Annotated in this window: 24 protein-coding genes; 11 read left to right on the forward strand and 13 right to left on the reverse strand. The window is 65.3% G+C overall.

The window, feature by feature from the left end:
- Nucleotides 1-71: 71 nt before the first annotated feature.
- The gene (locus tag IFT58_RS12505) at nucleotides 72-965 is read left to right on the forward strand and encodes a LysR family transcriptional regulator (RefSeq protein WP_192095276.1); all 894 of its coding nucleotides are present in this window, start codon (nucleotides 72-74) and stop codon (nucleotides 963-965) included.
- A gap of 86 nt (nucleotides 966-1,051) precedes the next feature.
- On the opposite strand, the gene IFT58_RS12510 is transcribed toward IFT58_RS12505, so the two are convergent.
- Entirely contained in the window at nucleotides 1,052-2,035 is a 984-nt protein-coding gene (locus IFT58_RS12510; RefSeq protein WP_192095278.1) for an aldo/keto reductase, read from the reverse strand.
- Between the two features lie 108 nt (nucleotides 2,036-2,143).
- On the opposite strand from IFT58_RS12510, the gene IFT58_RS12515 reads away from it, so the two are divergent.
- Nucleotides 2,144-2,452, forward strand: coding sequence for a hypothetical protein (locus IFT58_RS12515; RefSeq protein ID WP_192095280.1), 309 nt, complete (start codon nucleotides 2,144-2,146; stop codon nucleotides 2,450-2,452).
- A 154-nt stretch (nucleotides 2,453-2,606) separates the two neighbouring features.
- Here IFT58_RS12515 and IFT58_RS12520 read toward each other — a convergent pair whose 3' ends face one another.
- Both IFT58_RS12520 and IFT58_RS12525 read right to left on the reverse strand, forming a co-directional pair.
- Nucleotides 2,607-3,752: a PilT/PilU family type 4a pilus ATPase gene (locus tag IFT58_RS12520; RefSeq protein ID WP_188324778.1), complete on the reverse strand. Its 1,146-nt coding sequence runs from the start codon at nucleotides 3,750-3,752 to the stop codon at nucleotides 2,607-2,609.
- A gap of 90 nt (nucleotides 3,753-3,842) precedes the next feature.
- Nucleotides 3,843-4,880 (reverse strand): type IV pilus twitching motility protein PilT, encoded by a 1,038-nt coding sequence (locus IFT58_RS12525; protein WP_188324779.1) that lies wholly within the window; start codon nucleotides 4,878-4,880, stop codon nucleotides 3,843-3,845.
- Between the two features lie 108 nt (nucleotides 4,881-4,988).
- On the opposite strand from IFT58_RS12525, the gene IFT58_RS12530 reads away from it, so the two are divergent.
- Together IFT58_RS12530 and proC are read left to right on the forward strand one after the other, a co-directional pair.
- Nucleotides 4,989-5,645 carry a YggS family pyridoxal phosphate-dependent enzyme gene (locus IFT58_RS12530; RefSeq protein ID WP_342029564.1) on the forward strand — a complete coding sequence of 219 codons (657 nt, stop codon included), beginning with the start codon at nucleotides 4,989-4,991 and terminating at the stop codon, nucleotides 5,643-5,645.
- An 18-nt stretch (nucleotides 5,646-5,663) separates the two neighbouring features.
- Complete coding sequence (proC, locus tag IFT58_RS12535) at nucleotides 5,664-6,485, forward strand: pyrroline-5-carboxylate reductase (RefSeq protein ID WP_192095283.1); 822 nt, start codon at nucleotides 5,664-5,666, stop codon at nucleotides 6,483-6,485.
- 223 nt (nucleotides 6,486-6,708) lie between these two features.
- Here the strand turns inward: proC and IFT58_RS12540 are convergent, their stop codons facing one another.
- Nucleotides 6,709-7,605 (reverse strand): LysR family transcriptional regulator, encoded by an 897-nt coding sequence (locus IFT58_RS12540; protein ID WP_192095285.1) that lies wholly within the window; start codon nucleotides 7,603-7,605, stop codon nucleotides 6,709-6,711.
- Between the two features lie 95 nt (nucleotides 7,606-7,700).
- On the opposite strand from IFT58_RS12540, the gene IFT58_RS12545 reads away from it, so the two are divergent.
- Nucleotides 7,701-8,303, forward strand: coding sequence for a short chain dehydrogenase (locus tag IFT58_RS12545; protein ID WP_192095287.1), 603 nt, complete (start codon nucleotides 7,701-7,703; stop codon nucleotides 8,301-8,303).
- A 310-nt stretch (nucleotides 8,304-8,613) separates the two neighbouring features.
- Here the strand turns inward: IFT58_RS12545 and soxR are convergent, their stop codons facing one another.
- Nucleotides 8,614-9,048: a redox-sensitive transcriptional activator SoxR gene (gene soxR / locus IFT58_RS12550; RefSeq protein WP_192080983.1), complete on the reverse strand. Its 435-nt coding sequence runs from the start codon at nucleotides 9,046-9,048 to the stop codon at nucleotides 8,614-8,616.
- A gap of 66 nt (nucleotides 9,049-9,114) precedes the next feature.
- Between soxR and IFT58_RS12555 the strand changes: the two genes are divergently transcribed.
- Both IFT58_RS12555 and IFT58_RS12560 read left to right on the forward strand, forming a co-directional pair.
- On the forward strand, nucleotides 9,115-10,473 hold the full coding sequence (locus tag IFT58_RS12555; RefSeq protein WP_192095289.1) for an MFS transporter: 1,359 nt from the start codon (nucleotides 9,115-9,117) through the stop codon (nucleotides 10,471-10,473).
- A gap of 244 nt (nucleotides 10,474-10,717) precedes the next feature.
- Nucleotides 10,718-11,422: a hypothetical protein gene (locus IFT58_RS12560; protein WP_192095291.1), complete on the forward strand. Its 705-nt coding sequence runs from the start codon at nucleotides 10,718-10,720 to the stop codon at nucleotides 11,420-11,422.
- A 52-nt stretch (nucleotides 11,423-11,474) separates the two neighbouring features.
- Here the strand turns inward: IFT58_RS12560 and IFT58_RS12565 are convergent, their stop codons facing one another.
- A complete protein-coding gene (locus IFT58_RS12565) occupies nucleotides 11,475-13,451 on the reverse strand; it encodes an alpha/beta hydrolase (protein ID WP_192081060.1) in 1,977 nt (658 codons plus the stop codon).
- A gap of 5 nt (nucleotides 13,452-13,456) precedes the next feature.
- A complete protein-coding gene (locus IFT58_RS12570; protein ID WP_192080980.1) occupies nucleotides 13,457-14,434 on the reverse strand; it encodes a DUF4105 domain-containing protein in 978 nt (325 codons plus the stop codon).
- Nucleotides 14,435-14,649: 215 nt separating this feature from the next.
- Between IFT58_RS12570 and IFT58_RS12575 the strand changes: the two genes are divergently transcribed.
- Nucleotides 14,650-15,048, forward strand: coding sequence for a GFA family protein (locus IFT58_RS12575; protein ID WP_192080979.1), 399 nt, complete (start codon nucleotides 14,650-14,652; stop codon nucleotides 15,046-15,048).
- Between the two features lie 321 nt (nucleotides 15,049-15,369).
- On the opposite strand, the gene IFT58_RS12580 is transcribed toward IFT58_RS12575, so the two are convergent.
- The 3 genes from IFT58_RS12580 to IFT58_RS12590 all read right to left on the reverse strand — a co-directional run bounded on the left by IFT58_RS12580 (nucleotide 15,370) and on the right by IFT58_RS12590 (nucleotide 20,966).
- On the reverse strand, nucleotides 15,370-18,471 hold the full coding sequence (locus IFT58_RS12580; protein WP_192095293.1) for an efflux RND transporter permease subunit: 3,102 nt from the start codon (nucleotides 18,469-18,471) through the stop codon (nucleotides 15,370-15,372).
- Nucleotides 18,472-18,478: 7 nt separating this feature from the next.
- Nucleotides 18,479-19,651, reverse strand: coding sequence for an efflux RND transporter periplasmic adaptor subunit (locus tag IFT58_RS12585; protein WP_192095295.1), 1,173 nt, complete (start codon nucleotides 19,649-19,651; stop codon nucleotides 18,479-18,481).
- Between the two features lie 577 nt (nucleotides 19,652-20,228).
- On the reverse strand, nucleotides 20,229-20,966 hold the full coding sequence (locus tag IFT58_RS12590; protein ID WP_192095297.1) for a class I SAM-dependent methyltransferase: 738 nt from the start codon (nucleotides 20,964-20,966) through the stop codon (nucleotides 20,229-20,231).
- 216 nt (nucleotides 20,967-21,182) lie between these two features.
- Here IFT58_RS12590 and IFT58_RS12595 point away from each other — a divergent pair, with 216 nt between their 5' ends.
- The 3 genes from IFT58_RS12595 (at nucleotide 21,183) to IFT58_RS12605 (ending at nucleotide 23,400) form a co-directional block, all read left to right on the forward strand.
- Entirely contained in the window at nucleotides 21,183-22,322 is a 1,140-nt protein-coding gene (locus IFT58_RS12595; RefSeq protein ID WP_192080975.1) for a PepSY-associated TM helix domain-containing protein, read from the forward strand.
- Nucleotides 22,319-22,483: a hypothetical protein gene (locus IFT58_RS12600; RefSeq protein ID WP_188324793.1), complete on the forward strand. Its 165-nt coding sequence runs from the start codon at nucleotides 22,319-22,321 to the stop codon at nucleotides 22,481-22,483. The genes IFT58_RS12595 and IFT58_RS12600 overlap by 4 nt, the downstream gene beginning before the upstream one ends.
- Nucleotides 22,484-22,584: 101 nt before the next feature.
- A complete protein-coding gene (locus IFT58_RS12605) occupies nucleotides 22,585-23,400 on the forward strand; it encodes a sugar phosphate isomerase/epimerase family protein (protein ID WP_192095299.1) in 816 nt (271 codons plus the stop codon).
- Nucleotides 23,401-23,404: 4 nt separating this feature from the next.
- On the opposite strand, the gene IFT58_RS12610 is transcribed toward IFT58_RS12605, so the two are convergent.
- The 3 genes from IFT58_RS12610 to IFT58_RS12620 form a co-directional block, all read right to left on the reverse strand.
- Entirely contained in the window at nucleotides 23,405-24,136 is a 732-nt protein-coding gene (locus IFT58_RS12610; RefSeq protein WP_192095301.1) for a class I SAM-dependent methyltransferase, read from the reverse strand.
- Nucleotides 24,137-24,231: 95 nt separating this feature from the next.
- Complete coding sequence (locus IFT58_RS12615) at nucleotides 24,232-25,128, reverse strand: LysR substrate-binding domain-containing protein (protein ID WP_192095303.1); 897 nt, start codon at nucleotides 25,126-25,128, stop codon at nucleotides 24,232-24,234.
- A 43-nt stretch (nucleotides 25,129-25,171) separates the two neighbouring features.
- Nucleotides 25,172-26,059, reverse strand: a complete 888-nt coding sequence (locus tag IFT58_RS12620) for an SDR family oxidoreductase (RefSeq protein ID WP_192080972.1) — start codon at nucleotides 26,057-26,059, stop codon at nucleotides 25,172-25,174.
- Nucleotides 26,060-26,112: the final 53 nt, after the last annotated feature.

Here is a 26,112-nt window from a genome sequence, read left to right on the forward strand (position 1 = left end):
TGAGCGGATGCATCCAGAAACGCCGCTCATCAATCATTGCCCACCGTGACCCAGCGCGCGATGATGCGCGCATGCCGCGCGAGAATCTCAACGATCTGCAAGCGTTCGTCCATGTTGCCCGGGAGGGCAGCTTCACCCGCGCCGCTGCCCAGCTGGGCGTATCGCAGTCCGCGCTCAGCCATACCCTGCGTGCGCTGGAACAGCGACTCGGCGTGCGCCTGCTGACCCGCACGACGCGCAGCGTGTCGACGACCGAAGCCGGGCAACGGCTGCTGGACACCCTGTCGCCGCGGCTGGCTGAAATCGAAGAAGAGCTGACCGCGCTGGCCGAATACCGCGACCGACCCGCGGGGACCATCCGCATCAGTGCCGCCGGCCATGCCGCCGAGCACGTGGTATGGCCGCGGCTGCAGCGCGTACTGCTCGACTACCCGGATCTGAAGGTGGAACTGACCGTGGATTACGGGCTGAGCGATATCGTCGCCCAGCGGCATGACATCGGCATCCGGCTGGGGGACCAGGTGGCCAAGGACATGATCGCCGTGCCGATCAGCCCACCGCTGCGCATGTGCGTGGTCGGCACGCCGGCGTACTTCCGTCACCATGTCATCCCGATGCATCCGCAGGATCTCGCCGCGCACAATTGCATCAACCTGCGCCTGCCCACGCATGGCGGCTTGATGCCATGGGAGTTCGAGCGCGATGGCGAAGAAATCAACGTCCGCGTAAGCGGCCAGTGGACGTTCAACAACAGCGCACTGATGTTGCGGGCCGCGCTGGCGGACGGGGGCCTGGCCTGGCTGCCCTGTGACCTCGCACGAGTCGCAGTCGACAGCGGCCAGCTGCTGTCGGTGCTGGAAGACTGGTGCCCGGATTTCGATGGGTACTACGCCTACTATCCCTCGCGTCGCCAGGCCTCGGTGGCCCTGCGCATCGTCCTCGATGCACTGCGCGAAGCCCGCTAGCGCCGCGCCCTGCGCTGCGAGCGCAACGCGCGGCTTGTAGCAGACATCACCCTGCCGGACCCGATGCCGTCGAGCAGGGCTCCGCGCTATCGCCCTACCAACTGGGCCTGCGCCGCACTGTAGCGCTCACCCACGATCGCGATCTCGGCCAGCGCCGCTTCGATGTGCGCCAGCGCCGCACCGTCCAACGTCAGCGACGCCGCGCCGAGGTTTTCCTGCAGCCTGGGCAGCTTGGTCGTTCCCGGAATCGGCACGATCCACGGCGCCTGCGCCAGCAACCACGCCAGTGCCACCTGCGCCGGCGTTGCGCCGGTATCAGCGGCGATCGTACCGATGCGATCCACCAGGGCTTGGTTCGCCGCGCGCGCATCGGCTGCGAAGCGCGGCACCGAATTCCGGAAATCACTGGCATCGAACGTGGTATCGGCCGAAATCGCGCCGGTCAGGAAGCCCTTGCCCAGCGGGCTAAACGGTACGAAGCCGATTCCCAGCTCTTCCAGCACAGGCAGCAGTTCTGCTTCCGGCTGCCGCCACCACAGCGAGTACTCGCTCTGGACCGCGGTTACCGGCTGCACCGCATGGGCGCGTCGTACGGTCGCGGCAGCGGCTTCGGACAGACCAAAATGCTGCACCTTGCCTTCGGCGATCAAATCACGCACGGTCCCGGCCACATCTTCGATCGGCACGTTGGGATCAACGCGATGCTGGTAGAACAGATCAATGCGATCGGTACGCAAGCGCTTCAGGCTGGCCTCGGCCACCGCGCGGATGCGTTCAGGGCGACTGTCCAGTCCGGCGCCGGCGCGGCCTTCCTTGAAACCGAACTTGGTGGCGATCACCACTTTCTCGCGGTACGGCGCCAAGGCCTCGCCCAACAGCGCTTCGTTCTCGAATGGACCGTAGGCTTCGGCGGTGTCGAAGAACGTCACCCCCTGGTCCACCGCCGCATGCAGCAGTGAGGCGGCCTGCGCGCGTTCGGTGGCGGGGCCATACCCGAAGCTCAGGCCCATGCAGCCCAGACCGATCGCGGAAACGTGCAGGCCACTGCGGCCGAGTTCACGGGACTCCATGGAAATGCTCCTGCCGGCGATGCCGGAATCAACAAAGGAAGCCCACCGTACGCCGTGCGGTGTCGACGATTGGATCCCCTGCGGCGCTGGCGGTGATGAGCCGGGCTCATGAAAGCAACAGCGGTGGCCTGTGGCGGTGTGCTTGATCGCGTTGCTTCGCTGCGTTGCTTCGTCGGTGCGCTTCATCGCTTTGCTACATCGCGGCGCTTCACTGCTTTGCTTCACTGCTTTGCTTCGCTGCTTTGCTTCACCGCTTTGCTTCACCGCTTTGCTTCACCGCTTTGCTTCACTGCTTTGCTTCACTGCTTTGCTTCACTGCTTTGCTTCACCGCTTTGCTTCGCTGCTTTGCTTCACTGCTTTGCTTCGCTGCTTTGCTTCGCTGCTGTGTTTTATCGCTGTGCTTTATCGCTTGGTAGAGCCGACTTCAGTCGGCTGCTTCACCGACAGCCGACTGAAGTCGGCTCTACCAGAGCAGGTGCCGACTGAAGTCGGCTCTACCAGGGCAGGTGGAGCAGCCGACTGAAGTCGGCTCTACCCGTCGGTTCTAGCAGGACGGGCGTGCCGTCGTGGTCAGCGGACTTCGGAAATCTCCACACCGTCCAGGCCCTGCGACAGTGTGCGGGCATCGCCGCCCTGGCTCAGCTTGATGCGCAGGCGCACTTCGTTCTGCGAATCGGCATACCGCAGCGCGTCTTCGTAGCTGATCTCGCCCGCCTGGTACAGCTCGAACAAGCTCTGGTCGAAGGTCTTCATGCCCAGCTGGGTGGACTCCTTCATGACTTCCTTGAGCTTGTGGATCTCGCCTTCGCGGATGTAATCCTGCACCAGCGGCGTACCGAGCATGATCTCCATGGCGACCTTGCGCGAGCGTCCGTCCGGCGAGGGAATCAGCTGCTGCGCGACCACGCCCTTGATGTTCAGCGACAAATCCATCAGCAGCTGGTTGCGGCGATCTTCGGGGAAGAAGTTGATGATGCGGTCCATCGCCTGGTTGGCGTTGTTCGCATGCAGCGTGCACAGCACCAGATGGCCGGTCTCAGCGAAGGCAATCGCATGGTCCATGCCTTCGCGGGTGCGCACCTCGCCGATCATGATCACGTCCGGTGCCTGGCGCAGGGTGTTCTTCAACGCCGCTTCCCAGCTGTCCGTATCGATGCCGACCTCGCGCTGGGTGATGATGCAGCCTTCGTGGCGGTGCACGAACTCGATCGGATCCTCGATGGTGATGATATGGCCGGTCGAGTTGTGGTTGCGGTAGCCGATCATCGCCGCCAGCGAGGTCGACTTGCCGGTACCGGTCGCACCGACGAACAGGATGATGCCGCGCTTGGTCATCGCCAGCGTCTTGATGATCGGCGGCAGCGCCAGCTCATCAACGGTGGGGATGCGCGTTTCAATCCGGCGCAGCACCATGCCGACCTGGTTGCGCTGGTAGAAGCAACTGACACGGAAGCGGCCGACACCGGACAGGCCGATGGCGAAATTACATTCGTGCGTCTTCTCGAACTCTTCGCGCTGCGCCGGCGTCATCACGTTCAACACCAGATCGCGGCTCTGCTGCGGCGTCAGCGGGGTCTGGGTGATCGGCGAGATCTTGCCGTTGACCTTGATCGCCGGCGGCATGCCGGCCGTGATGAAAAGGTCTGAGGCGCGCTGGTGCGCCATCAGCTTGAGGAAGGAAGTGAAATCGATGGTATTGGTGGCGGCACTGTTCACGGCGGACTCCAGATGGCGGGGCGGTAGGCGCGATGCATCGGCGTGCGATGCGCGCCGGTTGGACGCGCCCCGCCCTGCCGTTGCCGCGCCTTACTCGAACAGGCGCTTGTCCTTGGCGTACTCTTTGGCTTGGTTGCGCGTGATCAGGCTGCGCTTGACCAGATCCTGCAGATGCTGGTCCAGGGTCATCATGCCGTACTGCTGACCGGTCTGGATGGCCGAGTACATCTGCGCCACCTTGTCCTCGCGGATCAGGTTGCGGATGGCGGGCGTGCCGACCATGATTTCCCAGGCCGCCGTGCGTCCACCGCCGACCTTCTTCAGCAGCGCCTGCGAGATGACCGCACGCAGCGACTCCGACAGCATGGAGCGCACCATCGGCTTTTCGCCGGCGGGGAACACGTCGACGATACGGTCGATGGTCTTGGCCGCCGAACTGGTGTGCAGCGTACCGAACACCAGGTGGCCGGTTTCCGCCGCGGTCAGCGCCAGGCGGATGGTTTCCAGATCGCGGAGCTCGCCGACCAGGATGATGTCCGGATCTTCGCGCAGCGCCGAACGCAGCGCTTCGTTGAAGCCGTGCGTATCGCGGTGCACTTCGCGCTGGTTGATCAGGCACTTCTGCGAGGTGTGCACGAACTCGATCGGATCCTCGACGGTGAGGATGTGTCCGTACTCGTTCTTGTTGATGTAGTCGATCATCGCGGCGAGCGTCGTCGACTTGCCCGAGCCGGTCGGCCCGGTCACCAGGATCAGCCCCTGCGGCTGCTGGATGACCTCGCGGAACAGCGGTGGGCAGGCCAGGTCCTCCAGGGTCAGCACCTCGGACGGAATGGTACGGAACACCGCACCCGCGCCACGGTTCTGGTTGAAGGCATTGACGCGGAAGCGCGCGAGCGACGGAATCTCGAACGAGAAATCGACCTCGAGGAACTCTTCGTAATCGCGACGCTGCTTGTCCGACATGATGTCGTAGACAAGCGCATGCACCTGCTTGTGGTCCAGCGCAGGAATGTTGATGCGACGGACATCGCCGTCGACACGGATCATCGGCGGCAGGCCTGCGGACAGGTGCAGGTCGGATGCTTTGTTCTTTACGGAAAACGCCAACAGCTCGGCGATATCCATGAGCGGCTACTCCCCAATAACGGCTTGGACTGGAAGGATCTTTCCCCGGGCGTCAGTATAGCGTTCTGTCAGACCGGAACGCGTTACGTGCAAAGTCCCCTGCCCGGAATACTGAGCAACCTGCAGAACGCGGCCCAGGCCGCCGGGCGGCCAACCCCGTCCCTGCTGGCGGTGTCCAAGACCCACCCGGCCGACGCCATCGCCGCGTTGGCCGCCCAAGGCCAGCGCGGGTTCGGCGAAAACTACGTGCAGGAGGCCCTGGCAAAGATCGAGGCGCTGCAAGGCCTGGCACTGGAATGGCACCTGATCGGCCACCTGCAGTCGAACAAGGCCGACGCGGTTGCGCGCGCCTTCGACTGGGTGCAGAGCGTAGACCGGTTGAAGCTCGTGCAGGCGCTCGCCCGCCACCGTCCCGCCACCTTGCCGCCGTTGAATGTCCTGATCCAGGTGAACGTGGATGACGAAGACAGCAAGCACGGATGCGCGCTGGAGGCAGTGGATGCGCTGGCCGCGGCGATTTCGACCGAGCCGACCCTGCGCCTGCGCGGCCTGATGGCCATCCCGGCGCCATGGCCCGATGCCGCGCGTCGGCAGCAGGCGTTCAGGCGCATGTATCAGGCGCAGCAGGCGCTTGCCGACCTTCATCCCGGCGCAGACACCCTGTCCATGGGCATGAGCGGCGACTACGCCGAGGCCATCGCGGAAGGCTCGACCATGGTCCGCATCGGCACCGCACTCTTTGGCGCCCGCCCGCGCCCCGCATGAATTGAAAGGAAGATCCAGATGACCGATACCTCCATTGCCTTCATCGGCGGCGGCAACATGGCGCGCAGCCTGATTGCCGGGCTGGTGCGCCAGGGCACGGCACCGGCCCAGATCCACGTGGCCGAGCCGGTGACTGCGCTGCGCGAAGCGTTGACGGCCGAGTTCGGCGTCAAGACCTATGCAGGTGCCAGCGAAGCCGCGGCGCAGGCGGGCACGTGGCTGCTGGCGGTCAAGCCACAGGTGCTGCGCGATGTATGCGCATCGCTGCAGCCGCTTGCCGCAGCAACGAAGCCGCTGCTGGTGTCCATCGCCGCCGGCATCACCAGCACCCAACTGGACCGCTGGCTGGGCGGAGACGTGGCCGTGGTGCGCGCCATGCCCAATACCCCGGCCCTGCTGGGGGCCGGTGTCACCGGACTGTTCGCCACGCCAGCGGTCACCGACGCGCAACGTACGCAGGCCGACCGCATCCTGGCCAGCGCAGGCGGCACGGTCTGGGTGGACGACGAGGCGCTGATGGATTCGGTGACGGCTGTATCCGGCAGCGGGCCGGCATACGTTTTCCTGTTGGCCGAGGCGATGGAAGCCGCCGGCATTGCACAGGGCCTGCCCGCGGAAGCGGCACGCACGCTGGTGCAGCAGACGCTGCTCGGTGCATCGCGCATGCTGGACGAAGCCGGCGAGGCACCCGGTGAGCTGCGCCGTCGCGTCACCTCGCCGGGGGGTACCACCCAGGCGGCAATCGAAAGCTTCCAGGCAGGCGGCTTTGAAGCGCTGGTCGCAACGGCGCTGGCTGCCGCACAGACACGTGGCCGCGAACTGTCCGCCGCCAACGATTGACCCCCGGTAGTGACGGCCGCCGGCCGAGCTTCAGCTGCCGCCCCACAGGTAGAGCCGACTTCAGTCGGCTGCCCCACCACGGGTAGAGCCGACTTCAGTCGGCTGGTGTTGGCGCAGCCGACTGAAGTCGGCTCTACCGGGGTTCGGCTGGCGTTGGCGCAGCCGACTGAAGTCGGCTCTACCGGGGTTCGGCTGGTGTTGGCGCAGCCGACTGAAGTCTTCTCTACCGTACCTCGGGCGTCACCGGAAACCGCTCCATCAGGAAATCAACGAAACACTGCAGGCGTGGCCGAGGGCGGCGGTCCGGCAGGTAGATCAGGTGCATCGGCCGTGCGGCCGGCACGTGATCGGCCAGCACGGTGACCAGCCTTCCCGCCGCGATGTCTTCGCCCAGCAACGCGGTCGGCTGCAATACCAACCCGGCACCGGCCAGCGCAGCCTGCCGCAGTGCCTGGCCGTCGTTGCTGCTCAGCCGTGCACGCGGCTCCCAGTCCACCGGATCGCCGTTCGCCATCTGCCATCCATGGCCCCCGCGCCAGGACAGATGGCTCAGGCACTCATGCTGGGCGAGGTCCGCTGGATCACGCGGCGTCCCTTTCCGCCGCAGGTAGTCCGGCGACGCGCACAGGCTCATCGCGTAGGGCGGCAAGGGGCGCGCCACCACCTCGCGGGACGGCAGCGGGCCTACCCGGATCGCCGCGTCGAAGCCGTCCTCGATCAAGTCGACAGTGCGATTGCTGAGGTCCAACTCGATATTCACCAGCGGCTGCGCTTCCAGCAACGAAGCCAGCGCCGGCGCAAGCACGCAGCTGCCCCACGTGCTGGGCGCACTGATCCGTAGCAGCCCACGTGGCTGCAATTGCAGGCCCGCGACACTCGCTTCGGCGTGCTGCACCTGCTCGAGCACCTGCCGGCATCCGGCCAGATACGCGGTGCCGGCCTCCGTCAAACGCTGACGTCGGGTGTTCCGTTGCAGCAGCGCCGTACCCAGATGCGCCTCCAGCTGCTGGACGTACTTGCCGACCATCACGGCGGACACGTCCAACTGTTCGGCCGCGCGCGCGAAGCTGCCGAGGTCGGCCACGGCGACAAAGGCCTGCATGCAGCGGAGCCTGTCCATTACTAACTCCAGGTTAGGAATGAGCGAATCATACGCCCCTTATCCAAAGCTGATCGCCGCGCCAGACTGGCCTCACTTACTGAAGGAGTATCTGCATGAAGATCCTGATCGTTGGTGCCTCTGGGACGTTGGGGCAGGCGGTAGCCCAGCATCTGGGCCAGCACCATGACGTTGTCACCGCAGGACGTCGAAGTGGCGATCACCGCGTGGATCTGACCGACGATGCCAGCGTGCACGCCCTGTTCCAGCAGACCGGCCTGCTCGACGCGGTGATCGCCACCACCGGCCAGTTGCACTTCGGCCCCCTGCAGGACATGACGGCTGCCCAGTTCAACAGCGGACTGCAGGACAAGCTGCTTGGCCAGGTGCGTCTGGCATTGGCCGCGCAGCATCACCTGCGCGCAGGGGGTTCGATCACCCTCACCAGCGGCATAGTGAGCGCCCAGCCGATCAGCGATGGCAGCAATGCGACGGCGGTGAACGCTGGCCTGGAAGGCTTCGTGCGTGCGGCAGCATGCGAACTGGTGGCGCGCGGACTGCGCATCAATGTGGTGAGTCCTACGGTGTTGCAAGAATCCGCAGTTGCCTACGCGCCGTACTTCCCGGGCTTCGAACCGGCGGCTGCCAGCCGGGTCGCGCTGGCCTACCAACGGGCGGTGGAAGGCATCCAGAGCGGGCAGACGCTCACGGTCTGGTGAGCTGCGGGCGACGGACCGAACAGGTCCAGAAGGCATGGGATGTCCGGGGTGTCCGGGGTCCACGGGATCTCGGGGATGCCCGGGGATGCCCGGTAGAGTCGACTTCAGTCGACTGATCGAACAGGCCAAGGATGCCCGGTAGAGTCGACTTCAGTCGACTAGCGCAGGCGGAGCCGACTGAAGTCGGCTCTACCAAACCAACAGCGGACAGCAGCCGACTGAAGTCGGCTCTACCCAACCAGCAGCGAGCAGCAGCCGACTGAAGTCGGCTCTACCGAACCAGCGGCGAGCAGCAGCCCGAGGGCTGTCCTCAGTCCCAGCGCTGCGGCCCTTCGCCCTGTTCTGCCAGCACATCGCCGGGGTTGGCCAGCCAGCAGCGTTTCAGCGACAGGCAGCCGCAGCCGATGCAGCCGGTCAGCTGATCGCGAAGGAACTGCAGCAGGTGGATGCGCTCATCCAGTTCGCTGCGCCAGCGCGCGGACATGCGCGCCCACTCCGCCTTGGTGGGTGTGCGTCCTTCAGGCAGCTCTGCCAACGCCGCACCGATTGCTTCCAGTGGCATGCCTACCCGCTGTGCCACCCGGATCACTGCCAAGCGCCGCAGTACATCGCGCGGGTAACGCCGCTGGTTTCCTGCGTTGCGCAGGCTGCGGATCAGCCCCTTGCGCTCGTAGAAGTGCAGCGCCGACACCGCCACGCCGCTGCGCTTGGCGACCTCGCCTACACTAAGCTCCTGCATCGCCATCTCTTGACCTCAACCATGGTTGAGGGCGGATGCTGCCGCCTCCGCATTCCCATTACAAGCCCTGACATGAACTCCGACGTCTCTTCTCTGGCCCTGGTGGATAAGGCATCCATCCTCTCGCCACGCTATCGCGCCACGACGGTCGGCATGGTCGCACTGGTGGCGCTGGTGGCGTTCGAAGCGCTGGCCGTTGCCGCGGCCATGCCTACCGTCGCGTTCGCACTGGATGGTCTGCGCCTGTACGCGTTGGCCTTCGGCGGCGCGTTGGCGACCAGCGTGATCGGGATGACCGTGGCGGGTCGCCTGTGCGACCAACGCGGACCATCGCGGCCACTGTGGCTGGGTCTCGCGTTCTTCGTCATCGGTCTGATCGTCGCCGGCCTCGCCCCGCGCATGGGGGTTCTGGTGGCCGGACGCCTGCTGCAGGGCGTGGGCATCGGCGCGGTATCGGTATCGCTGTACGTGCTGGTCGCGCGCACCTTCCCCGAGCCGCTGCGGCCGAAAGTCTTCGCCGCCTTCTCTGCGGGCTGGGTGGTCCCATCGCTGGTAGGCCCGGGGCTGAGCGGCCTCATCGTGCAGTACGCCGGGTGGCGCTGGGTATTCCTGGCGGTTCCGGTGCTCGCGCTGCCGGCTGCCTGGTTGCTGGTGCCCGCGCTGCGCGCCAGTGCACAGGACATTCGCACCGACGTCGTTGCGCGCCCGGTCGTGCGGTGGGCCGTGGGCGCGGCGCTGGCCGCCCTTCTGTTGTACCTGGGCGGTCAGCAGCAGGGCGTCACCGCGCTTGTGTTGATGACCAGCGCACTGGTCGGGCTGGTGGTATGCAGCCGCCACCTGCTGCCTACTGGCACCTTGGCGCTGCGGCGCGGCTTGCCCAGTGTGATCGCGCTACGCGGTATCGCCGCGTCTGCGTTCTTCGCCGCGGAAGCCTTCCTGCCGCTGTTGTTGCAACGCGAACGTGACCTTTCCCCCCTGTGGGCAGGCGCTGCACTCAGCATGGGGGCGTTGGGCTGGTTCTCCGGCTCATGGCTGCAGGGACATCAACGTTTTGGCTGGACCCGTGCGCATCTGGTGCAGGCCGGTTCGTGGATGATGGGCGGCGGCCTGCTGCTCACCTCGCTGACCCTGCAACAGGGCGTGCCCCTGCTGCTGGCCTTGGCAGGCTGGTCACTGACCGGGCTCGGCATGGGCCTGATCTACCCCAGTCTGTCGGTCCTCACGCTGTCGATGTCACCGCGTCACGAACAGGGCGCGAACAGCTCGGCGCTGCAGCTCAGCGAAGGCATCGCGGTGGCGACCACGCTGGCGTTGTCCGGCGCACTGTTCGCCGCCTTCATCAATGGTCGCGAAACACTAGGCTACCTGCTGTGCTTCGCGGTGACCCTGCTGCTGGCGCTGCTGGCCACGGTGGTCGCGCGGCGCATCTGATCGCATGCGATCAGGGTCGGTGACGACGGTGGGTTGTCACGCCGTTGGTGGGTGGCGGCTCTGTAACAACGAACGGTCGTCACCCACCAATAGCGATCGTTTCCGACCGCGCGTTGCACCTCTGCGGATATAGCAGAACAACGCCCGATTGCTTTTCGATAGCTTCGCTGCATTCTGAGACGTCAGCCACGTGCGACGCTTCGGTAAACCGCAAACATGCGAGTCCAGCACAGAGGACAACGCCATGCTTGCCACCGCGCTCCTTTTCTCAGCCGCTCTGACCCCGCTGCCAATGGCCGGTTACATCGACCGCATTGTGCAACACCGTGCAAATGGCGACGTCATACTTCGTACATCCGAGCACTCTGACTTCAACGGAGGGAAGATCCGTCTGGAACAAAAGCTGCGCCGTCTCTCTGGCAATAAGTTTTCCATAGACTTCAGCGATCAGCCTGCTGCCACAAAGACCTACCATGAAGCGCTGTGCCTTGAGAGCGGGATGCGACCCAGCACGGGGCGGGGAATACTGGGAGGTGAAAATGCCATAGCCGCTTGGTCGTGCGTATCTTCCGAAACGCGAGAGGGCACTCCGGCCACCATCGAAGAAATCGAGCGCGCGTTCGACGAGCCTGCATCAAGCCAGGACAACTGGACAGACTATGCACGTACCGCCGCTCCCTCTGGGAGTGCAGCACCGGGGCAGCCGTTCTTCGCCATCGGATCAATGAACGTGAAAAGCTCAGTAGCCGGCGCAGTGTCCTACAGCGTCAGCGTCGATGACAGACGATGCTACGCTCAAAGTGCCGAGCGTCACGCGGGTGCCTTCGAGCTTTCAGCCCAGACAGGTGTGAACTGCAGCGGCACCCGTCCCGGTTCTCTCAACACTGAACTGCGCGCCTGCGTCCCGCGCGCGTGTGGCCTGAGCCAAGGCAGCTACCGCATACGGTGAAGCGCCCCCAGGGCCTGTGACGACCAGCGGACGTCATCCCCCAGACTCCAGCTCACGGCCTTGCACCCACCTCGTCCACGTCTTCGCGCAGGATGCGGCGGATTTCCAGCACGGCCTGCGGCGTCTCCTGCACGCTGTGGCCGGAGATGATCACCTTCTCCGACACGGCGCCCTCCAGGTGGGAACTCCAGTACGGCACCAGTCCGTCATCGGACTGCAGCAGCGGCACTTCTGGCTTGCGCTGGGCAATGATCGAGTGATACTTCAGCCCGGGCTGGATCGGCAGCGAGCCGGCTGCCATGACGAAGGGATCGGTGGATTTCAGGTTGTCGATGCTGTTGGGCACGCGCAGCTTTTCACTCCCACTACGTTGCGCATCGGCCTGCTGCAGGGTATTGAATGCATCCTCGAACGAACCCAGGATCGTCAACGGCAGACGCACCAGACGACCGATCAGGCGCCCCACCCGGTTGCCCGCGATGTCCGTTCCCTTGTGCGGGGCCGCGATGAAGATCGCCCGCTCCACGTTCGGCTGCGGCTGGAACTGCAGCAGCGGGCCCAGCTTCGTCTTCACCCGCTGCAGGCGCTCGCCTTTCAGGTCGTAGCGTGCCATCAGGTCGTTCCACAACGCATCGCCGGATGCGCTGACCATCAGCCGTCCCAGTACGCCGCCCATGCTGTGGCCGATGAATACCTGGTCCTTCGACGCACGCGTCTGCCCGCTGGGATCGAAGTGTTTCAGGGTGCTGTTGAACGCGCGCGAGATCTCGTACCGGTTCAGCGCAATCGGCGCATTGGTCGGGTAATACACCTGCCACACCTGGAATTCGCGACGCAGCTCCTCTTCGCCCATGATTTCGTTGGCCACGTTCACCCACGCTTCCGGACTGCTGCCCAATCCATGCAGCATGAAGATGATGCGGCGGTTCGGGTCCCAGGGTTGCATCAGGTAGATGTGCGGCTCCTTGATGCCTTCGGCCAAGCCGAACAAGGTGCGCAGCGCCTGCGTGGCGAACCCGCTCTGTGCAAGCCACAGCCCATACGCCGCAGTGAAGTTGCCGGCCAGCGGCACCTGCTGCCCGTGCAGGTCGACCCGCTCGGTCGCTTCCGGGGAATACACATCCAGCAATACCTGGCTGGTCTTCAGCACGTCGTCCAGCGAGTCGCCCTTGAAGCGCAGCAGCGCGGTGGCGTTGATCGAGGACATTTCACTGTACTGCGGCACTTCGTGCTTCCTGGCGGGCGCGGCCGCATCCACCGGCGCGTCTGCCTCCGGCAAGGGGGTGCTCAACCGGGGTGGGTCCATCACCACCACCAGCTCGGCACCGAACCCATCACGGCGGTAGGTGCTGCGCAGGCCAACGAAGCTGATCGTTGCCGCCGACACCAGCCGGGTGGGCATGCTGGGCATCGACAGGCGATCGTAGTCGGAGGTGATCGTCCAGCGCTCGCCGGCCACCGGCGCGTTGTAGTCTTCGCCTTCCAGCGCGGACGCGCGTGCCCGACGGAACACCACCGACGCCGTCTGCTCAGCGGCATAGTTGTAGTAGTCGCGCACCTGCGTCTGACGATCCTCGAAGGCACGATCAGAGGGCGCGCGGCCACTGAAGAACAGGTACGCATACGCGTAGCGCGCCGCCTCCAGCCACGCATCCACCGCCGCGTCGCTCATCGGCTCCTTGTCTGCATGCTTGGGTTTCGGACTGAGGGCCAGCGCCGTCTGCACCCACAATTCGGACAACGCCGACATGCGCTGTTCGGCACTGATGCCATCGGTATCCAGCAACGTCCTGCGGCAGACCACTACGTCCTTGCCACACTGGCTGGCATCCAGCCCCACCACGCTCAGTGTTTCCTGTGATGCCGCACTGAGCTTGCCGGTGGTCAGCACATCCGAGCGCTTGCTGGACAGGTAATCGGTGTTGGCCACCTGCTTGACCGTTACCATCGCGCAGCCACTGCCCAGAAGCAGCACGGCGGCAGCGAGCAGCAGGCGTACCCTCTTCGGCCAGTAAACCGGCGCCCTCATGTCGATCATTGTTCACCTTCCTGGGCGGTGCCGGGCACGCCACGGCGGATCCATCTGGAGAAATCCCTGTCAGACGCCGGCTGCAGCGCGCGATCAGTGATCCGTGCACGCTCGCGGAGCGCTTTGAACGAATGCCCCGGCGTCAACGCGCCTTGATCGAATGCGTACCGGTCCAGATACCCGGACAGCAGCAGGCGGTAGTCCAGCGGCAGCCCGGGGGCGATATGCCGTGCCAGATCAAATACGATCGTGGTGCAGTTGCTGGTCAAGGTGTTGTAGAACGCCGGCGCCGCATCGAGCGTGCGCGCCTCGTCGATGTAGGCGGCGAACAAGGTACGCAGCTGGGCCTGGCTCAGGCCATGCAGCCGGTACAGATAGACATCCTCACCGCGCGCATTGGTGCGCGTGCGGATGATGTCGGTTTCTTCGGACGCCACCAGGGTCATTTCGAACTTGCGGAAGAAGCCGCCCAGCGCGGAGAACGACTCGCCCTGCTCTTTGCGGATCTCCAGCGAGAACACCAGCTGCCGACCGTCCTCGAATCCGAACGACACCAACGTGTGGGCGATGGCAGGTCCCATCCAATACGACATCACCAGGTCGGCCGACGCCAACTGCTGCAGGTCGTACTCCCGGCGGACCCAGCGCGCATCGTAGTCCTGCTCGGTGCGCCAGGTGAAGTCGCGCACGTTGTCCAGCACGACCCTCCGACCGTCGAAAGAGGCCACGTGCAGCCGCTGCGCAACGTCGTCAGCCCATGCGCGGTCCTGTCGCGGCGTCAGGCCCAGCCACGTCAGTGCCGCGGCCACCATGCACAGTCCGTAGGCCGCGGGCAGCCTGCGTCCCGCCCGTCCGCGCGCTACGCGCACCGACATCCAACCACCCGCCAGCAACCAGAGCAGCGCCGCGCATCCCGCCAACCAGCCGGGTCCCGGCACCTGATAGAACACCAGTCCAGCGACCCACAGGGTCGCCAGCAGCATGAGGGTTCCGATACTCCAACGGCCTGCTGCCTTCACGGGGACCTGTCGCATTCATCTTGGGGCGCCTAGTTAGCCACAAGCGAGGTGCCGGGGAAATCCGAGGGCGTTCAGGAATGGCCGCCGCGCGGACCGGTGGCGTCCCGGTAGCCGCCGGGAGTGGCACGACGCGACAGGAGATACTTCGGGCAGAATGACGCCACGCATCGGGAGGGATCATGGGCATCAAAGAGGTTTCGGCTGTGGCAGTCAACGAATGGCACACCGCCAGTTGCCATTGCGGCGCTGTGCAATTGCGCCTGCATCTGCCCGATGGCATCGTCGATCCGCGCCGGTGTGACTGCTCGCTGTGTCGGCGTCGTGGCGCCATCGCGGCCACCGTGGCTGAAAACGGGATCGAGATCCTGCAGGGGCACGCCCACCTGCGTCTCTACCAGTTCAACACCCACGTGGCCGAGCACTGGTTCTGCGATGTCTGCGGAATCTACACCCACCACCGTCGGCGCTCGAATCCGCATGAGTACGGCTACAACGTGGCCTGCCTGGAGGGCATCGATCCGTTCGGGCTGGGCGTGGTACCCACCAATGACGGGGTCAACCACCCGGCCGACCGATAGACACCAGGTCAGTGCCTGCTGCGGCGGCTCGGGGCGGCAACCTTCTGCCAGGGCGAGATCGCCAAGCGACCTGCGCGTACGGGGCGCTTCAAGGTCAGGCGCCGGGCGCCTGCTTCGGGAGGCGCATCCGGTCCCTCTTCGATCGGCCCTGCATCGCTTGGCGTTGCCAGTAGTGCAGTGTGCGGAAGCAGGCGGTCGATGAGCCACATGGCGGAACTCCGTTGGGGGCGGGTGCACCCACCCTAAGTCCGCCCCGGCGACCGCCATGTGATCCGCCGATGACATGACGATGACCGTGCTGAACGGCACGGCCACTCACGTTCAGGCGCTCTTTTTCCGCCGGCCCAGACCGCGCACCAGCACGAAGAACAACGGCACCATCAAGATCGCCAACAGCGTGCCGGACACCATGCCGCCGATCACGCTGATACCGATCTCGCGCCGGCTCACCGCCCCGGCACCCGTGGCCAGGGCCAGCGGCACTACGCCGGCCACGAAGGCCAGCGAGGTCATCACGATGGGCCGCAGCCGCAGGCGCGCCCCTTCCAGTGCCGCATCCACCGCAGAGCGTCCGGCACGGTACTCGGCCTCGGCGAATTCCACGATCAGGATCGCGTTCTTTGCGGACAGGCCGATGGTGGTCAACATGCCGACCTGGAAATAGATGTCGTTGACGAAGCCTGCGACGGTGGTCGCCAACACGGTGCCGAGCACGCCCAGCGGAATCACCAGCAGCACCGCCACCGGCACTGTCCAGCTTTCATACAGCGCCGCGAGGCACAGGAAAATGAACGCAATGGACGCCAGGTACAGCCAGATCGTCTGGTTGCTGGAGAGCTGCTCCTGGTAGGACAGGCCGCTCCACTGCAGGCCGAATCCCTCTTCCTGGGCCACCAACTGCGTCATGCGGCCCATGGCCTGACCCGAGCTGCTGCCCTGGGCGGCACTGCCCTGCAGCTGCATCGCCGGCAGGCCGTTGAAGCGCTGCTGCAGCTGCGGTCCGCGCTCCCAATGCGTGCGGGCAAAACTGGCAAACGATGCCATCTGCCCATCGCTGCCACGCACATACCACTGGTTGATGTCATCGGGCACGGCCCGGTACGGGGCGTCGCCCTGAATGTAAACGCGCTTGACCCGGCCGCGGTCCAGGAAATCATTCACGTAGGTTCCGCCCCAGGCGGCCGACAACGTGGTGTTGATGTCCGCCTGCGCCAGACCCAGGGCGCTCGCCTGGGCCTGGTCGATATCCACCTGCAGCTGGGCGCGATCGCCCAGTCCATTCAAGCGCACCGATGAAAGGCCGGCGTCCTCGTTGGCCGCCTGCACCACGCGCTGTTGCGCCCCCTTCAGCGCTTCGCGGCCCGCCGCACTGCTGTCCTGCAGCCACAGTTCGAACCCGCTGGACTGGCCCAGCCCGCGCACCGCAGGCGGCGACAGGACGTTGACCTGGGCATCGGCCACAGCACGGAAGTGCGCGTTGGCGCGGGCGATGATCGCATCGGCGCTGGTGTCCCCATCGCGCTCACTCCACGGTTTCAGCGCAAGGAACCCCTGGCCCGCGTTCTGCCCTGTACCGGCATTGTTGCGACCGACCACCACGAAGGCGACATCCACGCTGTGCTTTTCATTTTCCCGAAAGTAACGTCCGATGTCCTCGCCCAATGCTTCGGTCTTGGCCATGGGCGTACCCTCCGGCGTGGTGAACTGGAACATCACCAGCCCTTGGTCCTCTACGGGCAGGAAGCCGGTCGGCATGCGCAGGTACAGGCCCGCCACCGCTACGACCACCAGCAGATAGAAGACCATCCAGCGCCGTGGCCGACCGACCACGCGGGCCAGGCCGGCACGGTAGGAGGCCTGGGTGCGTTCCACCCGACCGTTGAACCAGCGGAAAAAGCGTCCCGGCGGGCGCTCCTTGTCGGCGGGCTTGAGCAGGGTGGCGCACAGTGCCGGGGTCAGGGTCAACGCGACCAGCGCGGAAAGCACCATGGCCGACGCAATGGTGATCGAGAACTGCCGGTAGATGATGCCGGTGGCTCCGCCAAACATCGCCATCGGCAGGAAAACGGCACCGAGCACCACGGTGATGCCGATCAGCGCACCGGTGATCTCGCCCATCGAGCGCTCGGTGGCTTCGGCCGGTGGCAGCCCTTCTTCGTGGATGATGCGCTCGACGTTCTCCACCACCACGATCGCATCGTCCACCAGCAGACCGATCGCCAGCACCATCGCGAACAGCGTCAGCGTGTTGATCGTGAACCCGGCGACGGCCAGCACCCCGAAGGTTCCCAGCAATACCACCGGCACCGTGATCGCCGGGATCAGCGTCGCGCGCAGGTTCTGCAGGAACAGGAACATCACCACCACCACCAGGATGATCGCCTCGATCAACGTATGGACCACCCCTTCCACCGACACCCGTACAAACGGGGTGCTGTCGCGTGGGTACGCCACCTCAAGGCCCGGCGGGAACGTCGACTTCAGGCGCTCGATCTCCGCACGCACGGCATCGGCGGTCTGCAGGGCATTGGCACCCGAGGCCAGGGTGACCGAGAAGCCGGCGGCCGGGTACCCGTTGAGGAAACTGCTCATGGTGTAGCCCTGCGCACCGATCTCGATGCGCGCGACCTGATCCAGCGTCAAGGCCGCGCCATTAGGCAGTGTCTTGAGGATGATCGCGCGGAACTGCTCCGGGGTCTGCAGCCGTGACTGCGAGGTCACCGTGGCGTTGAGGCTCTGGTCGTCCATCGCCGGCAGCCCGCCCAGCTCGCCGGCCGTCACCTGGGTGTTCTGCGCCTCGATGGCGCTGCGCACATCGCTCGGCATCAAGCTGTAGGCACGGAGCTGATGGGGATCCATCCAGATGCGCATCGCATACGGCGCGCCGAACACATCGATCTCGCCGACGCCCGGGATACGGCTCATCGGATCCTGCACGCTGCTGGACAGGAAATCCGACACGTCCACCCGCTGCATCTTGCCGGTGGTGTCATACAGCGCGACCACCATCAGCGAGTCGCCCTGCGACTTGGCTACTGTCACGCCCTGCTGCTGCACTTCCTGCGGCAGGCGGTTGATCGCCTGGTTGACGCTGTTCTGCACCTGCACCTGGGCGATGTCCGGGTCGGCCTGCTGGTCGAAGGTGACCGTGATGCGTGCCTGCCCTGCAGAGGAGCTGCTGGAAGAAAAATACAACAGGTGGTCGATGCCCTTGATCTGCTGCTCGATCACCTGCGTGACGCTGTCTTCCACGGTCTGCGCGGACGCACCGGTGTAGTTGGCGGTGATGTTGATCTGGGGAGGCGCGATGTCGGGGTACTGCTCCACCGGCAACTGCAGGACCGCGATGCTGCCCAGGGCCATGATGGAGATCGCCAGTACCCAGGCGAAGATCGGACGGTGGATGAAGAATCGGGAGAGCATGCGCAGGTCAGCCTTTCTTCGCTGCGGTATCGGCGGGCGCCACGGCAACCTTGGCGCCGTCCTTGGCGTCCGTCACCGCCACCTTCGCCCCATCCACGAGACCTTGCCGGCCGCCGATGACGATGCGCTCCCCGGCCTTCAGGCCATCCGCCACCAGCCACTGGTCGCCGACCGCGCGCAGGGTGCGGAATTCCCGCTGGCGTACCACATCGTCAGCACCCACGACCCAGGCAAGCGCGTTTCCCCGCGGACTGCGATCGACCACGGCCTGCGGCACCAGCACGGCCTGCTGGCGCGTGCCCTGCCCGACCATCGCACGCACGTACATGCCCGGCAGCAGTTGCCCGTCCGGGTTCGGGAAGGTCGCCCGCAGGGTGATGCTGCCGGTATCCTGGTCCACGTCCAGATCGGCAAACTCCAGCGTGCCCTGCAGCGGGTACGCGCTGCCGTCGGACAGCTTCAATGTCACCGGCGTCGCCGATGCCTGCACGCCGCCCTCGGCAATGGCACGGCGCAGCGCCAGGAACTCATTGCTGGACTGGGTGATATCCACATTCATCGGATCCACCTGCTGGATCTTCGCCAGCGGCTCGGCCTGGCCGGAAGTCACCAGCGCGCCCGGAGTGAAAAGCGCCCGCCCCACCCGCCCGCTGATCGGTGCGGACACCGCGGCGAACCGTAGATTGGTCTGCGCGGTCTGCAGGGCCGCATTGGCCCCATCCACCGCCGCGTCGGCCTGCTTGGCCGTGGCGATCGCATCGTCCACCGCCTGCTGGGAGGTCAGCTGCTCCTGGCCCAGCGCCTGCAACCGCCCGGCGCGCAAGCGCTCGGTCACGGCCGTGGCCTGCGCCGTGCGCAGGTTCGCCGCCGCTTCATTCAACGCCGCCTGGTACAACGACGGGTCGATCTGGAACAACGGATCACCCGCGCTCACGGTAGCCCCCTCTTCGAACAGCCGCTTCAGCAACACACCCGAAACCTGCGGGCGTACATCCGATTCTTCGAAGGCAACCGTGCGTCCCGGCAGCTCCTGGTCCAATGCGACGGCCCGGGCCTGCAGGGTCATCACCGATACGTCGCGCGGCGCGGCGGCGGGGGCGGCCTCTTTCTGTGTGCACCCGTTGAGAATGAAGCAAAGGGTGGCGGCGAGGACCAGCCTGCCGAAACATGGAAAAACCATTGGACATTTTCCTGCGGGGGAAGGAAATCGGGGAGTTTTCGGACGAATCCGATGCGACGCGTCAGGGGCCATGCCACGGCGGTGCCGGCCACGCCGCATCCTGCGTGCCGCGAATATAGAAGAAAACCCCCGCACGGACGCGTGGACGCCAAATGAAACTTTTTTCATCCGTAGCAGACGCCTGCGGTTGCGGGGATGCACTGCTCCCTGAACCCGGCTACGGCGCTGCCGCGCGCATTGTCCATCAAGGCTGACGCCGTCACGGCTGAGGGAATGGCGACAGAGCTGGATAGTCGCAGCTCACCGTCCCGCTGGGCCACGACGGCGACGTGGCAACTGCACAGTCCGCCACCTACGGCGTCGTCACGCTCGATCGCATCCCCGGCCAGCGCGGATCACCCAGGATTGAGGGCCTCAGGGGACGGTTATCTGACCCAGTCCGTTGCGTCGGACGCCATGTTCACACGCGTGGGGGTCCCGCTGCGTCGCCATGTACAGGTTTCGGCGGCGGACAGCACGTTGCGCGCAGGCGACCTGAAACTGAATATGATGGCGCGCGGTACACAATGACATCGGTTCAGCACCGCACCCGCAAGAAGGCTCGCGCGCAGTTGGTTTCGTATTCATCCCAGAAACCCGCCGGATGCTTCGCACGAATGTCGGGGGTCACCTTTGGCCACATCCAGACACTCTCGTGGAAGCCTGCCTGTTCGGCCGCGGCCTCATGGCTGGCCGTATCCCAGTTGTAATCCACGACGACCGCATCCTCCCGGGCACCGAACCGGATGCGCATGCGCTGATGACCCTCGCCGCTCACGCACTCAAGCACCTGCGCATGTGTGGCGGGGTTGATGCTGCCGGTGTGACGGTACTGGGGGTTGTTGACCACCGCGATGAAACAGCCACCAGGTCGCAGCAGGCGCCTTGCCTGTGCGTACATCGCTGCAAGCTCGTTGCGGGTCTTCGCAAGACAGAGCAACCAGGCCCCCGTCACGATGTCGAACTGGCCATCCCGCTCCACATCCATCACATCTGCGTGCAGGAACGTCATGCGGTCGCCCTCGTCGGCCGATCTTGCACGACCTTCAGCGATCATGCTGGTGCAGATATCGATCCCCAGCGCTGACCTCGCCCCGGCGGCGAGCAATTGGCGACCGCACCACCCCTCTCCGCATGCAAGATCCACTACATCGCGGCCACTCAGGTCACCGGCCAGTTCCAGCAGCGTGCATCGTTCCAGTGAACGAGAGGGGGACGCGCGCTCAAGCGCGAGATAGTAGCGGCAGAACGCGTCATACGAAGCAGAGACAGGCATCGGAAGGAGCTCCCCAGCAGTCGAGCACCATGCTTGCCGCTGCTGCCGTCCTGCGTCGAGAGGTCGTCACGACACCGTCGGATCGGCCCGGTGGCTTATCGTTATATATTGTGCAACAACTGCCTGTTTCATTCCGGCGTGCCAAGAGGGACACGCAAGCGTCCCGGCGCCCGCCTATTGGCCCTCCGCCCATCGCCGACCGAGACTTTCCGCTCCATGCAACGTTCCGCCATCAAAGCCTGGTTCGTCGTCCATAAATGGACAAGCCTGGTCTGCACGCTGTTCCTGCTGCTGCTCTGCCTGACCGGCCTGCCCCTCATCTTCGGCCATGAGATCGGGCACCTCACCGGCGCTGACCCCGAGATTCCCGCTGCCCCTGCCGATGCACCGATCCGCAACCTGGATGCGCAGGTTCAGACCGCCCTGCAGCATTTTCCCGGCAATGTGCCCCTGTTCGTCGGCTGGGACCCCGATGCACCGCTGATGTACGTCAATACCGGTGCGCGCAGCGACACGCCCGCGCCGCAGATGCAGACCGTGCTGCTGAACACCGTCAGTGGCGAACAGGTCCCCGCACCGCAGTTCAACGAAGGCGTGATGTACTTCCTGTACCGCCTGCACACGGATCTGTTCCTTGGGCTGCCGGGGTTGTTGTTCATGGGCGCGATGGGGCTGCTGTTCGTTGTCGCCATCGTGTCCGGGCTGGTGCTCTACGGCCCCTTCATGCGCAAGCAGCGCTTCGGCACGCTGCGCACGGGCCGCAGCCGCCGTCTTGCCTGGCTCGACCTGCACAACGTGATCGGCATCGTTACCCTCGGCTGGGCGCTGGTCGTCGGCCTTACCGGCGCCATCAACACGCTGGCCAAGCCCTTGGAACAGGCCTGGCAGACGCAGCAACTGGGCGAGTTCGCTGCACGCTACGCCGGCCAGCCCAAGCCGACGCAGCTTGCATCGCTGCAGGCCGCGGTAGACACCGCGCGCGCGGCCGAGCCGGACATGCGCCCGGCGTTCGTCAGCTTCCCCGGTACCGGCTACAGCGGTGACCACCACTATGGCGTGTTCATGCAGGGCGATTCGCCGGTGACCGAGCGGTTGTATCGGCCCGTATTGATAGATGCGCAGACCGGCGCCCTGACGGCACAGCCGCAGTTGCCCACCTACATGACCGTGCTGCTGCTGAGCCAGCCGCTGCACTTCGGCGACTACGGCAAGCTGCCGCTGAAGATCCTGTGGGCGCTGATGGACCTGCTGACCATCGCTGTGCTGATCAGCGGACTGTACCTCTGGTTCAAGCGCGGGAGCACTGCCACCCGCGTAGCGGAGATCGAACGTGCGCAGACCCAGGAGGTTGCATGAAGAGTCCTTTCATCGCACCTGCATGGATCACGCTGGCCAGCCTCATCGGGCTGGTCAGCGCGCTGCTCGGCGACGGCCTGTTCGACCTTGTGTCCTGGGTCATCTTCAGTGGCCTGATCGCGTTGTTCGTGCGGGCCTGGATCAAACGCGACCGTCGCTGATCGGCGTGCGCGGTCGGCGATCGGCCTTCGTCGATTGCCGGCTCTGGATGGCGCGTGCCACGTCGACACCGCCTGCATCCCAGCGTCGGTACCCTCGCCTGATGCGGCTCACCACCTCCCCTCGTTTCCTCAACACCGTGCTGCTTGGCGGCGGCACCTCGCAGAAGCTCGCGGCCGCAGCGTCCGCCGGGTTCGATCAGGTCGAGATATGGCGCCAGGATGTAGAGCCGACGTCGGCCGCTGCAGTGCGTTCCGCGCTGCAGGACACCGCGATGGGACTTACCGACGTCCAGGTGCTCCTCGATTTTGACGGTGCACCCGACCCGCATCGCCGCGATAAACGCCACGAGGCCATCGGCCTGTTGGATCTGGCGGCTGCATTGGGGGCCCGGACGGTGCTGGTACCCGCCTCCACCGACACGCGCTGCATCGGCGATCGCGTCGGGCCGGATCTGCGCTGGCTGTGCGCGGAAGCGGGATCACGAGGACTGCGCATCGCGTATGAAGGGATGGCGTGGAGTGTGCTCAACTCCACGCTCCCCGCCGTGTGGCGTCAGGTACAGGCGGTGGACGCTGACAATCTCGACATCGTCGTCGACGCATTCCATCTGTTTGCCACAGGCCGCAGCGTCGACGACCTGCACGGCATTCCCGCGCACCGCATCGCGCTGGTGCAACTGAGTGACGTGCAGCAGCAGCCCCTGCCCGGCCACATGATCGACACCGCCCGCCATGCGCGTTGCCTGCCGGGTGAAGGCATCTGGCCACTTCCCGAACTGCTGGATGCGCTGCAGGACATGGGCTATTCCGGCCCGGTGGGCCTGGAAGTATTCAACGATGCCTTGAAGGCAGAGGATGTCGGCACGGTGGCACAGCGCGCGATGGATGCACTCGACCGGGTGTTGTCCCGGCGCTGATGCGTCAACGTTCGCACACCAGGTTCACCGACATGCAGTTGTGTACGTAGCCCTCCCAATAGCCGGCAGGACGGCCGCGGATATCCGCTTCCAACAGATGCGGTTCATGCCAGCTGACAGCACGGAACCCCGCTGACCGGATCGCATGCTCGTAGTGTTCTCTCGCCCACCGGTAGTTGGTGATCCGCGCCGGGGGCGAGCCAGGGAACTCGAACACCAGCCGTGCACCCTCCCGCCACGGCACCTCCTCGATCGCCTTCACCCCGTAAGCAGAATAGTTGCCAAGCGCCATCCTGAATTCCGGATTGAGCGTCTGCACCACCAGCCTGCCGCCACGCTTCACGTGCGGGATCACCGATTCGAACATCTGCTGCAGCGCGTCCAGCGACTGCGCGTAATTGAACAGATAGGCCGCCAGCACGATGTCGTGCTCCGCCGTTGCGGGCATTGCGGTCACATCATTCACCTCGAAGGTCATGTCGTCACCGCGGTCCGCGGAAAGCGCGCGTGCGTAGTCGATCATGCCTTGCGATAGATCTACCCCGTGCGCGCGGCCGGCACCGTGGCGAAGAAACTCGCGTCCGTAATAGCCGGACCCACAGGCGAGATCCAGCACCGACCTGCCCTCGATCTCGCCCGCCAACTGCAGCATGGTGCGCATCTCGATGGGCCGGGTGGGCGAGGAGCTGGCGTAGGCCACGTACTGATCCACCATGTTGTCGTAGTGCGCGGTCATCACATCATCCTTTGAGTGTCCGGAACCTGTGATCAGACGCTAGCGACGAAGCATTCGCCCTTGAAGAGTCATATGCGTCGCCCGCGCGCTGGATGTCAGCCGCTGGCCACCATGCGACCATCTGCCGCGTGCAGGAAGGCCTGCAACGCCGGCGCATCGTTCAGCACAGTGGTGCAGAAGCACAGATCGAACGTGGTCACCGGCGCCGACAAGGGGACATAGGCGATCTCGGCGGCGCGGAAGCCCACCATGCTGGCCGGGATGATCGCAATCCCGGTTTCCACTGCCACCAGCGAAAGTACGGCGTGCATGCCGTGCGCCTCCTGCACGACATTGGGTATGAAGCCTGCAGCACTGCACTGCTGCATCACGTGCGCGTGGAAACCCTCACCTTCGGCCGCCGGCCAGCCGACAAACTCCTCACTGGCAAGGTCGGCCACCTGCAATGAGGCGCGGGCGGCGAGTGGATGATCGCGGGGCAGTGCGATCGCCAACGTGTCGCTGTCGAACGCGTGCAGCCGCAGGTCTGCGGAAGAGGGAAGCGGGGGGATGAGGATGCCGACATCGATCTGTCCTTGGCGCAGCATCGCCTGTTGCTGGAATGAGGTCGCCTCGCGCAGCTCCAGGCGCACGCCCGGATGACTCCGCCGGAAGCATCGGATCCGCTGCGGCAGGCTGCCGTACAGCGCACTGCCGACATACGCCACGCGCACCACGCCGGTGCGCCCCGCTGCCGCTTCGCGGGTCGCAGCGAGCGCATGGTCGGCCTGCTGCAAGGTGCGTCGTGCTTCGACGAGCAGCACTTTCCCGGCAGCCGTAAGCCCAAGTGTCCTGTGCCCGCGCAACACCAGCATGGCACCCACGTGCTCTTCGAGGCGGCGGATCGCAGCGGTGAGGGGTGGCTGGGACATGTGCAGGCGCGCCGCGGCACGATGGAAGTGCAGCTCTTCTGCCACGGCCACGAACTGGCGCAGCAGACGGAGATCGATCATGGCGGTCGCCTTGCAGACAAGGCACTCAGGGTATCAGCAGCGCTCAGCCGGAATGCGTCGAGCGCGACTCGGTGTTGGTCAACGCGATGCGTGGCCACGCGGCATTGAATCCTTCAACCGTGTCGACCGCGATCGCCTTCAGATCGCGCGGATAATCCACGCCGGCCGCTTCGCCTGCGCGCGTGGCGTGGAACTGCCCGTTGCTCGCACGCAGGATCCAGCCGCCTTCCGTGCAACGGGTGGACGCCAGCCACGCAACGCCCGTGGCCACCGCATCGGGGTGCAGCTCATCAGGCTCGCCCTGGTGCCCCCACATGCGTGTCTTCGCTACCGGCGATATCGCGTTGACCACGATGTTGTCCCCAACCCCTTCGGCGGCCAGCACGTTGACCAGTCCGACAGCAGCCATCTTTGCCATCGCATAGCTGACCAGCCCCTGCTGCACATGCTGCGGATACAGCGCCCGATCAGACGTCGTCACCACGATGCGCCCGCCTCCATTGGCGCGCATGCTCGGCCATGCCGCCTGTGCCAACCACAGCGGCGCCTTGGCCGCGATAAGCAGCGTGTGCTCCAGCTGCGCTTCGTCTACGTCCTGCACCGGCTGGTAGGCCACCCAGCCCGCGTTGTGGATCAGGAAGTCCAGGCGTCCGTGCTGCTGCAGCACGTCGTCGACCAGTGCGTGGCATTGCGCGCGCGTGTTGATGGGCAGGCAGTGACTGCTGACCGTGCGACCTTGCGCCTGCAACTGCTCCGCTGCACGGGAGATGCGGGTCGCATCGAGGCCTCTGCCATCGGTATCGGCGCCTACATCGTGCATCGCGACCGTTGCGCCACGACCCGCCAGCAAACGCGCGTAAGCGAGCCCAAGGCCGCCTGCGGCGCCGGTGATGAGGCCAACCTGGCCTTGGAAAGAAACAGGGGTATGCATGCGTCCAGCCTGAACGACCGGATGAACAACGGCCAATACCGTTGTCTGCCAGC

This window comes from Stenotrophomonas sp. CFBP 13718, from assembly GCF_014842145.1.
Taxonomy (GTDB): Bacteria; Pseudomonadota; Gammaproteobacteria; order Xanthomonadales; family Xanthomonadaceae; genus Stenotrophomonas.